General features: G+C 42.3%; 12 protein-coding genes and 1 pseudogene. 8 read left to right on the top strand and 5 right to left on the bottom strand.

Annotated features, from left to right (window positions below):
- Positions 1-359 precede the first annotated feature (359 nt).
- A complete protein-coding gene (locus ABFX15_RS07945) occupies positions 360-809 on the bottom strand; it encodes a GNAT family N-acetyltransferase (protein ID WP_346024926.1) in 450 nt (149 codons plus the stop codon).
- A 193-nt stretch (positions 810-1,002) separates the two neighbouring features.
- Here ABFX15_RS07945 and ABFX15_RS07940 point away from each other — a divergent pair.
- Together ABFX15_RS07940 and ABFX15_RS07935 are read left to right on the top strand one after the other, a co-directional pair.
- Positions 1,003-1,504, top strand: a pseudogene (locus ABFX15_RS07940) (O-acetyl-ADP-ribose deacetylase).
- Between the two features lie 7 nt (positions 1,505-1,511).
- Positions 1,512-1,988 (top strand): DUF305 domain-containing protein, encoded by a 477-nt coding sequence (locus ABFX15_RS07935; RefSeq protein WP_346024925.1) that lies wholly within the window; start codon positions 1,512-1,514, stop codon positions 1,986-1,988.
- 73 nt (positions 1,989-2,061) lie between these two features.
- Here the strand turns inward: ABFX15_RS07935 and ABFX15_RS07930 are convergent, their stop codons facing one another.
- The 4 genes from ABFX15_RS07930 to ABFX15_RS07915 all read right to left on the bottom strand — a co-directional run bounded on the left by ABFX15_RS07930 (position 2,062) and on the right by ABFX15_RS07915 (position 6,217).
- Complete coding sequence (locus ABFX15_RS07930; protein ID WP_346024924.1) at positions 2,062-3,000, bottom strand: DUF368 domain-containing protein; 939 nt, start codon at positions 2,998-3,000, stop codon at positions 2,062-2,064.
- A 145-nt stretch (positions 3,001-3,145) separates the two neighbouring features.
- Complete coding sequence (locus ABFX15_RS07925; RefSeq protein WP_346024923.1) at positions 3,146-4,669, bottom strand: ClC family H(+)/Cl(-) exchange transporter; 1,524 nt, start codon at positions 4,667-4,669, stop codon at positions 3,146-3,148.
- Between the two features lie 23 nt (positions 4,670-4,692).
- A complete protein-coding gene (locus tag ABFX15_RS07920; protein WP_346024922.1) occupies positions 4,693-5,889 on the bottom strand; it encodes a ClC family H(+)/Cl(-) exchange transporter in 1,197 nt (398 codons plus the stop codon).
- Complete coding sequence (locus ABFX15_RS07915) at positions 5,786-6,217, bottom strand: chloride channel protein (protein WP_346024921.1); 432 nt, start codon at positions 6,215-6,217, stop codon at positions 5,786-5,788. Before ABFX15_RS07915 ends, ABFX15_RS07920 begins: the two co-directional genes overlap by 104 nt.
- A 204-nt stretch (positions 6,218-6,421) precedes the next feature.
- Between ABFX15_RS07915 and ABFX15_RS07910 the strand changes: the two genes are divergently transcribed.
- The 6 genes from ABFX15_RS07910 to ABFX15_RS07885 all read left to right on the top strand — a co-directional run bounded on the left by ABFX15_RS07910 (position 6,422) and on the right by ABFX15_RS07885 (position 11,272).
- Positions 6,422-6,703 (top strand): DUF503 domain-containing protein, encoded by a 282-nt coding sequence (locus ABFX15_RS07910; RefSeq protein WP_176759650.1) that lies wholly within the window; start codon positions 6,422-6,424, stop codon positions 6,701-6,703.
- Between the two features lie 41 nt (positions 6,704-6,744).
- Entirely contained in the window at positions 6,745-7,404 is a 660-nt protein-coding gene (locus ABFX15_RS07905) for a hypothetical protein (protein WP_346024920.1), read from the top strand.
- Between the two features lie 25 nt (positions 7,405-7,429).
- Positions 7,430-8,308, top strand: coding sequence for a DegV family protein (locus ABFX15_RS07900; protein ID WP_346024919.1), 879 nt, complete (start codon positions 7,430-7,432; stop codon positions 8,306-8,308).
- A gap of 205 nt (positions 8,309-8,513) precedes the next feature.
- The gene (locus tag ABFX15_RS07895; RefSeq protein ID WP_346024918.1) at positions 8,514-9,806 is read left to right on the top strand and encodes a mechanosensitive ion channel; all 1,293 of its coding nucleotides are present in this window, start codon (positions 8,514-8,516) and stop codon (positions 9,804-9,806) included.
- Between the two features lie 246 nt (positions 9,807-10,052).
- Entirely contained in the window at positions 10,053-10,763 is a 711-nt protein-coding gene (locus tag ABFX15_RS07890) for a P-II family nitrogen regulator (RefSeq protein WP_346024917.1), read from the top strand.
- A 26-nt stretch (positions 10,764-10,789) separates the two neighbouring features.
- On the top strand, positions 10,790-11,272 hold the full coding sequence (locus ABFX15_RS07885) for a DUF1538 family protein (RefSeq protein WP_346024916.1): 483 nt from the start codon (positions 10,790-10,792) through the stop codon (positions 11,270-11,272).
- Positions 11,273-11,283 lie beyond the last annotated feature (11 nt).

Here is an 11,283-nt window from a genome sequence, read left to right as displayed (position 1 = left end):
CCGATAGGTTGGTGTTCTCAGGAATCCCCCACTTCAAGGAGAGTTAGCGAGTAAGTGGGGGTAGTTCAATCGGCTATCTGCCAACTGCATTCGGAATGAATATCTTTATCGTCCTGCCGATCGGTTTTCTGGCCGTTATTGCTGTAGTCTTTCTGTTGGGTAAAAAAGTCGATACGATGCAACCTGAACACACTGACAAATAAAGCATAGTAAATACTGATAAAAAAAACATAAGAGCATGTTTTTCTGTATTCAGGTAAGTTACCTGTGACAGGAGAGACATGCTCTTTTATATTACTGATTTAGGAGCGGATCCAAGGTGACTAAATGATTTACCCACTGGAGTCTGACCTCAAGAATCAGTCAGGAGTCCGTCTGACCATAAAAGCCGTTTCAGTCGATTCCTTAAACCCATTTTTCTTGTAGAATGAGAAAGCCGGCACGGAATAATCAGTGACCAGAGTAATATAGTCGATTTCAAGAGTCTTAAGATGAACAGATAACTCTTTCATAAAAAAACTGCCCAGTCCTTGTTTCTGCTCGGATTCCTTGACAAAGAATTCCTTGATATAATACTCGCGGCCCTCCCACCAGTTTGTGACATAACCGAGTGCTCCTCCAATAACTGCATCTGACTCATCCACCAAGACGAAAGAGAGGGTATTGCCGTAATCGGTAAGGTCCTTCAGATAGCTATCCACCTGTGCGTCGTCTACCCATTTGTCATTCCAGGGTTCAGCTGAAAACACATCGACAAAGATTTGCCTCATTTCTTCATAATAAATACTGCTTAACTGTTTGACTTCCATAGTTGTCTCCTTCTGCGAATTCTCTAATATATAATAGAAAGTATAGCATGTCTCAAGTTGCTCCAGGGATAAAAAATAGAGTTAGTCAGGTATGGTTTAGAACTCGTTATATTTGCGAATTAGGATCAGTTGTTTTACCATTTACGTACATCAATGCATTATAAGACTGCAGACAATAAAGGAGAGAGTAGAAATGAAGATAGAGGTAGTCAAAGAAGATATTACAGAGATGAAAGTTGATGCAATCGTCAATGCGGCTAACAAATCTCTTTTAGGTGGAGGAGGAGTGGACGGGGCGATTCACCGGGCTGCAGGATCTAAGCTTAAAGAAGACTGCAGAAAACTGAATGGCGCTGATACAGGGGAAGCGAAAATTACAGAAGGCTTTGATCTGCCGGCCCGTTATGTGATCCATGCCGTTGGCCCGGTCTATAATGACGGATTCAGAGGAGAAGCTGAAGTCGTGCTATCAGAACAGTATGAGTCTGGCAGAACAGTATAAGCTGAAAACCATAGCTTTTCCTGCAATCAGTACAGGAATCTACGGGTACCCTAAGGAAGAAGCAGCCGAGATTGCGGTCGATACGATCAGATCTTGCGAAACAGACAGTTACTCAGTTGAAACAGTCTATCTGGTAGCTTACGATGACGAGACGTTTACCAGCCTGAACCAGGCAAAAAACAAGAGAGGATAGTGTCACAATGAAAAAATATATACGCTTTGGATTAATGATTCTTACTTCAACCCTCATCATGTATGGACTTATGTATCTTAACACATATGAACGCTCACATGTGTATTTCAGTGAGACACGTGTTTATATGGCAATTATGATGGGCGCAGTGATGGCGATTGTCATGATGCTGTTCATGTGGAAAATGTATAAGAATAAAAAATTGAACAGTATTATACTGACAGGTTCAGTTGTCGTTTTCGGACTCATGCTGTTTTTAGTACGTAGCCAGACGACTGTTAATGAAGTATCCTGGATGAGATCCATGATTCCACATCACTCCATTGCTATCCTGACCAGTGAGCGTGCGAATTTTGAAGATGAACGCGTTCAGCAGCTGGCAGATGAAATAATAGAGGACCAGGTAGAAGAAATCGCAGAGATGGAAGCATTGATCGAAGAACTTCAGAATGAAGAAGACGAGGACAGTCCCGAAGACGACTAGCTATAAAAAACAACTTCTATCTAAGTCTATGCTAATTAAGCAGACTTGAGATAGAAGTTGTTTGTGTATTTATTTACTGATCTGAAACAGGCTTGGATTCTTCAGGAATTTCTTCTGTTGAGTCTTTAGTCTTACCTAGGGCATAAGTCAGGGCATAACAGGCACCAGCGAGAGCCAAGGCTACAACCAATCTAAAGAATGCTCCTGATCCAGTCAGGTCATCTAATGCATTTGTATTAGCCACTACTGCAATAGGGGAGGCTAATACTAGTCCAAGAATTGAAGCATAAGTGAAGCCGGGCTGCGTCTTGAAGAAGTAGTCGATTACTTTACTGATCAGAATGATACCAGCTACCATACCTAATGCAAAAGTAATTAATAGGATAGTGACCGGGACAAGTGCTTCAAAGTTCCAGTTGACCAGCGCTTCTGTAAACCCGTTGATTGTATTGATAACAGCATAGTAGTAGCCAATGATCAGCATGAGCAAAGACCCGCTCACTCCAGGAATGACCATGGCTGCAGCCGATATGAGGCCGACGAAGAACAAAGCAATCAGCGAACCGATTCCGAGACTGACGCTCTGTACGCCGCCCCCGGCCACTTCAGCTACTCCCATCCAAGTAACAATCAGGAAGAAGATAATGAACAGAACAAAGTGAAGTGGACCAATTGTTTTCTTCTCAGCTTCAAGACTTTTGTAGAAAGATTTTCTTAAGATCGGAAGGCCACCTAAAATCAGCCCGACGAAGGCAAATGCCGTATATAAAGTGTAACTACTCAAAAGCCATTCGATGACGATAGAGAATCCGGCCACCCCGGTCAGTGCACCAATAACCAGTGGTACGATTATTTTTAAACTAGGCTTCAGTTCCTGTCTGAAATGAGTGACCGCATGAATCACATCGTCATAAATACCGAAGGATACAGCCATGGTTCCTCCAGAAACTCCAGGAATGATATTTGAAATCCCGATAAATAATCCTTTAATTGCCATCCATATGAATTGCATAATAATCTCCTTTACGTTAATTAACGGTCGATTGAAATTCTGTGTACGAGAATCATTTTACCATATATTTTTTAATTTGATAGTAGAAAAAAAGGCCTTATCCAGTCCAGCAATGTATATACGGATAAGGCCCTTATATAATTGTTCAGTTCAGCTTATCTATATATTTCTTGACCTGTCCGAGGAATCCCTGATCACAGGCAATCTGAAGTTCATCGCCAGGGAGAAGGACAGTATCACGGTGTGGCATGAATTCATTGTGGTGTCTCTTGATTCTTACACACTTAGCATTATAAGGAAGAGTAAGTTGACTCATCTGCATACCGTCCAAATAACTGTTTGGCTCGACAAAGACATCCATATAGATTAGTTTACCTTCAAAAACAGTGGGAAAGCGGTTGGTCTTATTATATAGAGTAATTTCGTCAACGGGTTCAAGACCTAGGATATCTGCAATAATATAGGCAGTAAGACAGACGACAGCAATTGGCATCATCTGTGTGATTGATCCCGTAATTTCTGTCAGAAGTACGATAGCTGTCAGAGGAGCTTTTGAAATAGCTGTGAAAAATCCACCCATTGCAAAGATAACAAAATTACGGATGAATTCATCTTCCATTCCCGTTCCTCTAAGAGCAAGATTTCCGAAGATGCCACCAAGTACTGCACCGATAGTCAGCATTGGAATAAGCATGCCGCCTGGAATACCCGATCCATAGGCGATCTGGAAGCCGATGAATTTGAATAACAGGATTGCAAGGAGAATCGTTGTGGACGTTCGAACAGAAGCAATATCAGTAATGATACCTGTTCCTCCACCAAGCATATCCTGCCAGAAAAAGCCGGTAGGAATAACCAGAATGAATGGAATAAAGCCGTATAGATAAACTGGAACAGGTAAACTGGCATAAATTTTCGGCATAATGAACAGCACCTTATGAAATACCCAGCCTGCAAGAGCAAGCAGAACGCCTAATAGCACAAGATAAAGATAATGTTCCAGAGGAAACTCCGCCATTCGGCCTAACGCAAGAGCCGGTTGTGACCCGAAAATATGGAAGGCCAGGAAATTCGCAGTAACGGAAGCGGAAAACACTGTGAGAATAAGTACGCCGGAAAACCTGTGGTGAACCTCTTCAAGGATGATGACCAGACCGGACAATGGCGCATTGAAGGCTGCGGAGAGACCGGCTGCCGCACCACTTGAAATAAGTATACTCTCCTGTGACTTGTTTCCTTTCAGAAAAGAGTTAATTCCTTGTCCAACGACCCCGCCGATCTGGATGGAAGGCCCCTCTCGACCGACAGGAATACCGAGCCCCAGGACTAGGGTACTTGCGGCAAATTTACGCCAGAGAATAGACACCCAGTTCAGTTTCAGCGTTCCAAGAAGCTGACCTTTGAGTTCAGCGACCCCATTCCCTTGAATATCCGGATCGTCTCTTCCCATCAATATAACGAGAAAGCCTATAAAAAGGACAAAAAGAGACCAGCCGATGATCCATAAAGGGTTGTTCCTTAAATAAGAATAAATAACCGGCATGAAGTTTAATGTAGTATAAATGGCCATTCTAAAAGCACTGACAACAGCACCTGCGACTGCGCCCACTAGAATCCCTTTCAGGACATAACTGATTCTAGACCAGTCGATAAATTTCAAGCGTTTCATTTGGAAACTCCTTTAAAGCTAGTTTAGTTTAATTTGTCCAGCTGTTTTTTGACTTCAGATACAAAGCCGCTGTCTGCTGTGAAAAACAGCTCGTCTCCTGACCAGAATACCGTATCTTGGTGCGGAATGAACTCGTTATTGTGTCTTCTGACCTTAACCAGTTTCGATCCGTAAGGAAGTCTTAAGTATCGGGCCATCATGCCATCCAGATCACTGTCCGGCTCAACGGATACTTCAAATTCAATGACTTCTCCTTCAAAGACTTTAGGAATCTGATGTATTTTCTTCTGAAGCAACTCTTCATAAACCGGATCAGAGCCAAGAAAGTCAGCGACAACATACGCTGTCAGACAGACAACCGCAAGAGGCATCAGATGCGTTACTGTCCCCGTCATTTCAGTGATCAGCATAACTGCAGTGAGCGGGACTTTGGTCACGGCAGTTAGAAGGCCGCCCATTGCATAGATGATGAAGCTTCTGATGAATATATCTTCGATTCCCGTAATCCATAAAGCACCGTTTCCGTAAATAGCTCCCAGTAATGCGCCCAGGCTGAGTACTGGGATGAAGATTCCCCCTGGCAGACCTGATCCATATGAGATGTGAGAATAAACGAAACGAAACAGGAAAATACCTACCAGCAGGTGTGTGCTTATGCGCCCGGAACTGATTAATAAGATAATACCTGTCCCTCCACCAAGCATTTCAGGAAGAAAGATTCCGATGGGTATAACTAGAATAAATGGAAGAAAGCCATATAGATAAGGTGGAATAGGAATTTTTTGATAAAGTTTAGGCATATACATCAGAACTTCTTGATAAGCCCACCCCATAACTGCTACAAATATCCCCATGATTACCAAGTGGGCATAATGCTCCAGAGGGAACTGAAGAAGTGACCCGAGATCCAGCGCAGGCTGCACACCGAAAATCGTATAGGCAACAAAGTTAGCTGTAATTGATGCAGAAAAAGCAGTCAGGAGAAGAACACTAGAAAATTTATGGTGCACTTCTTCCAGTATGAACATGATTCCTGATACCGGGGCATTGAAGGCAGCGGATAAGCCGGCACTTGCTCCAGCAGAAATAAGAATATTCTGTTGAGACTTGTTACCTTTAAGGTAGTGATTGACCCCTTGACCAACCGCTCCTCCGAGCTGAATGGAAGGGCCCTCTCGACCTAATGCAAGTCCTGAACCGATGGGACAGCACGCCTCCAACAAACTTACGCCAGAGGATAGACAGCCAGTTCAGCTTCAATACCCCGTGAAGCTGTCCTTCGATATCCTGGATCCCTGATCCTTTAATGTCCGGTTCGTCTCTGATCATCAATGCAATAATAAATGCTATAATGGCAATACCTAATATTAATGGTAGAATCCATACTGGATTATTTCCTGCAAAGGCATAAACATCACGCATGAATGTCAGCATCGTCTCGATGGATACGCGGAACAGACTGACGACGATTCCGACGAGTACGCCGACCAGCAGCCCTCTAGCTACGTAAGCTATTTTAGACCAGTCAAACAAATTTAATGTCTTCATTATTTATAAAACTCCTAAAAACCACTTTAGTATCTTTTACATAAGTACTAAGATAACGAATATACAAGTGAAAAGCAATACAATGATCCTAATTGACTGAGTATTCTAATATATGTTCAGATAACTGCATGTAATTAAGGCAATTATTGCACAAGGATCGAAAGCATGCTACGATTTAACGAGATACTACGAGGAGGAACTGAAATGATTCTAATGGGTGTTGAACTGACCATTCTGATTTACGATTCATACTCCTTGAAAGACAAGCGCAGCACGGTCAAAAGTGTCGTGCATCGCATTAGAAACAGGCATCATCTGACAACTGCAGAAGTTGACGAGTGGGACCTCCACAATAAGGCTGTGCTGGGCTTCGGCGTAGTCGGAAGCAACCGTCAGCTTTGTCGGCAGCAGATCGAAGCGGCTCTGAAAGATGTAGAAGAGCATTATGAAATTGAAATACTTCATGTCGAGTGGATCGAAGCTTAGCGACCACGGACCCGTCAAAACTAATTAAAAGGATGAACGCGATGACTGAACCGACAATCGATAGTTTGAAAGAGCATTCCGGAGACTACAGGATGATCAATCTGCTGATGGGCTATACTAAAAGCCAGATGATGCAGATAGCTAGCAGTCACGGTCTGACTCTACCCAAAAGCTGGAAGAAGATAAAAGTCGCTGAAGCGCTGATGCCGCATATTCTTCATCAGGCTCAGACACTTTATCAGGAAATTCTGGATGAAGTTTTATCCATCATTTCAGAAAGCAATCAGAACGTACTGCCTGTAAAAGACAGTGAAAGTCTGAAAAGTTTCGCACCACTTATAAAGAAAGGCTTCTTTTTTGCAGTGACGGTAGAAGACAGCTCTATCGTCATTATTCCGACTGAGCTGATAGACGCCATAAATGAAGGCAGGCCACAAGAGGATGTCTTTCAAGCCATCCCGTCCGATGCTCAGGGAGAAGAACCAGCTGATAAGTTGACTGAATTGAGAAATCAGTCTGCTGATGGAGAAGAGGAGACATCCGATCATTCTGAAAAAACATATGACCTGCTGCTGAAATGGAAAAAGCAGCTGACAGCGATATACGGCGGCTTTTCAAGCAGTCATCTTCATGAGGTCTGGAACAGGTACTATACGGATTCTCTGACTGAAGAAGAAATTACTGAGATACTTACTGACTAATTTATATTAGAAAAGAGGAAAGCGCATGATTAGAATACTGATCGATTCTGGCATCGACCAGAACAATTATATGAAAAAAACATATGACTATGACTTTCTGCCATTAAGCGTCATTATTAATGAAAAGGATTATCTGGACCAGGTGGAACTGTCTCTGGAAGATGTGCACGGCTATATGAAAGAAGGGATTCTTCCTAAAACGTCTCAGGTTTCTCCCAAGACTGTGATCGATACCCTTGATGCCTGCCGAGAGAGGGGAGAAGATGTCATTTACATTACTATCTACAGTCAGTTTTCCGGGACCTATCAGGTTGCACAGACAACTGTGGAAGCGTATTTGGAAAAATATCCTGATATGAACATCGCTGTGATCGATTCCAAGGGTGGCTCTGGCGGAGGGGCCCTGCTGGCTCTTCAGGCAATGGAAATGGCCAAGAAGAATGAAGATTTCGAAACCATCGTCAGCCAGACCATAGAAAATACAGAACACATCAAGTATCACTTTACCTTGAGTAATCTGAAATGGCTCGTCAAAGGTGGGCGTCTGCCGAAAGCAGCTGGATATGCCGGAGATGCATTGAATATCAAGCCTTATCTATCTGTAAACGAAACGGGCATTTACCTGAAGAAACTGGTCAGAGGTCAGGACCGAATATACAAGCGGATGATAAAAGATGTGAAAAAAGGGATAGACGGCTTTACCGATCAGCTGGTCACGATCAGTCACGTCAATGACATTGAAAGCGCAAAGCAACTCGAAAAAATGGTACAGGAAGAACTTCCGGATGTTACCACACAGATTTTTGATATCGGAGCGGTACTGGCTGCCCATTTAGGCATAGGCGGCGTTGGTGTATTTTACTTTGATCAGAAACCGTCGCAGTATATGTACATTGAAGAATAAGAAAGCTGCGGGAATCTCAGAATAACGACAGACAGGATCTGAATGAATAGAAAGCTGTTCTCCTCCAGAAGAGGGAAACAGCTTTTTTGTATGGAATTATCAGAAGAAGCTGTTAGGTGGAGTACAGTGCATATTATTTGTTCTTTATTAATACCTTGGCTATACTGAAAGTGTTCAATAAAAAAAGGAAAAGGAGTTTGATAATATGGATAATGTCGGAGATTCGTTTCAGCGAGGACTGAACACGTTCATCGATTTTCTTCCTCGTTTGTTAATGGGGTTACTACTTATTCTAGTAGCCTGGGTCGTCGCTACTCTAGTGAAGAAAGCAATCATTAAAGGGCTGAAGGCAACAGGTCTTGCATCAAAATTACAGGACTGGGGTGCAGCTAATAACGAGAACCAGGGACATTCGATGGTCAATGCCTTAGGTAAAGTAGGGTACTTCCTGGTATGGGTATTCTTCCTTCCAGGTATCTTTTACACATTCGGACTTGAAGCAATTGGTCAGCCGATTCAGAATATGCTTGATACGGCATTTGCATTCCTGCCTAATATCATCTCAGCTATTGTTATTCTCGTATTAGGTTTCTATGCAGCTAAATTCGTCAAGAATCTGGTTTATAATCTTGCAGTTGCTGCCAATCTTGACCGGTTCTTGAATAAACTCTCAGGTTCTGAGACGGCTACATCAGATGTTGAAGACAGCAAGGGAACGATTGCATCAGTATTGGCTAATATCGTATACTTCCTGATCTTAGTACCAATTATTCTGATTGCACTGGATGTTCTTGATATCGATACGATTGCTCAGCCGGTAAGTGATGTACTCAATACAATCCTTCAGGCTATACCAAATATTCTTGTAGCCGTTGTGCTGCTGGCTATTGGTATGGTGCTGGCTAAATTTGTTGGAGACATTGTGACCGACCTGCTTAGAGGAACAGGTTTCAACAAGTACTCTTCATATCTAAGAAAATCAGCGAATATGGATATCGACCTAGCTCATGCAGTTGGACAAGTCGTTGCTGTACTGATCGGTCTGTTCTTCCTGGTAGAAGCACTTAATGTTTTGAATCTTCAAATGTTGAACATTATCGTTGGCGCAGTAATTGCTTATCTGCCTAATGTACTGTTTGCAGCCATCATCATTGGACTGGCATTCGTTGGAGGACAATTGCTGGCTTCAGGAATCAAGAAAGCAACAGGCAGTCCCTTTGCAGGCGTTATGCTTAAATATATCCTGATCGTTTTTGCAGTATTCATGGCACTTGATCAGCTGAACTTTGCTTCAAGCATCGTGAACTTTGCATTCATGTTCATTATTGGTGGACTTGCAGTAGCCTTTGCCTTGGCATTTGGACTTGGTGGACGCGACTTTGCCAGAAAGCAGCTTGAACGTGCTGATAAAAAAATTGAAAAAGAAAGCAATAAATCAGGAGATCCATCAGTTGAACCAACAGTTGACTCAACTGACCAGTCATCACCAGACTTATAAGATTAACTAGACAATATAGGGCAGATGACTCAATTATGTCATGAAGCCGTAATTGAATAGTGGACACGACCATCGATAGTTCCTTATTGGAAAAACGGTGGTCGTGTTTTTTGTTATAAAATAACCATTTATCAAAAGTAAATAGACTGATCATGTCCTTAATAATGAATCAATCTGACAAAAGTGGAAGATACTTACGAAATTGGTTATACTGGAAGAGTAGCTTAAAAAATGAGGTGAACAACTATGAAAGTAGAATTAGTAGGCTGCATTGTAAAAAGAGGGCAGGGAGATACATGTCTGAAAATGGCAGCCAAAAAAGGAGTTAACGGTGGTACGGTCATCAGAGGGGAAGGAACAGTACAAGGCAGAGTATTGAACAAACTGGGTCTGGATAAAGTCCGAAAAGAAATAGCTGTATTTATCTCTGACGAATCGACAGCTCAGACAGCAATGATGCATATAGCTGACACTATGGGGATGACAAGAAAAAATAAAGGGATCTGCTTCAGACTCCCACTTGCAGGTGCAATGGGCCTTGTCAAACAACAGGCGGCTGATCAATCTGAACTAATCGATCCAGCTGACAGTCAAGGTTTTGACCAGGAATGGAATCAGATGGAAAATAAAGGAATAGATACGAAGGAGCCGGATAATATGTTTCAGGCGATTGTTGTAATTACAAAAGAAGGTCAATCTGAAATAGTGATGGAGGCAGCTCAGGCAGCAGGTGCCCAGGGCGGCACAGTGATTCAGGCACATGGCGCAGGAGGGTACGAGACAAAAAAAGTATTCAATATGGAAATTGAGCCTGAAAAAGATATGGTACTGATCATTTCATCCAGAGATCAGACCAAGGCTATTACTACAGAAGTCAATAAGGTTTTAGGACTGGAAAAACCAAACTCCGGTATTCTATTTGTAGCGGATCTAAGTGAAACGATAGGAGTTATTTAAATTAAAAAAAAGGGGAATAATCTGACATGCCTATACTAATTGAAAAAATGCTTGAAGTCACACGTTCAGTTACCCCTATCTTTCTCTTTGTTCTGATGATTCATTTTTTCCTTGTGCCGTTTTCTTCAAGTCTATTAATCGCCTTTTTTCTAGGCACTCTAGCTATCGTAATCGGCCTTAGTCTATTTCTGGTCGGTGTTGATATTGCTATAACGCCTATTGGAGAATACATAGGAAAAGGAGTAGCGAAATCCAACCGTATCTATGTCCTGGTTACTGTGGGTTTCCTGATCGGTTTTATAATATCGGCAGCTGAACCTAGTTTAACGGTACTAGGAAATCAGGTCAGTATTGTCACTAGTGGAACGATCGACAGTTTTCAGCTGATCCTGACCGTTTCGATAGGTATTGCAATTATGGTAGTCGTAGGGCTGTTGAGAATTGTATATAACTCAAGTTTCGCACCCCTAAGAACGACGTTCTATCCTTTTACCGTAAAGATCAGTTAGAATATTGAACT

It is taken from the genome of Alkalibacterium indicireducens (assembly GCF_039522005.1).
GTDB classification, from domain to species: domain Bacteria; phylum Bacillota; class Bacilli; order Lactobacillales; family Carnobacteriaceae_A; genus Alkalibacterium; species Alkalibacterium indicireducens.
Note: the sequence above shows the minus strand (reverse complement) of the source record. Positions and strands in the feature narration are given on the sequence as shown.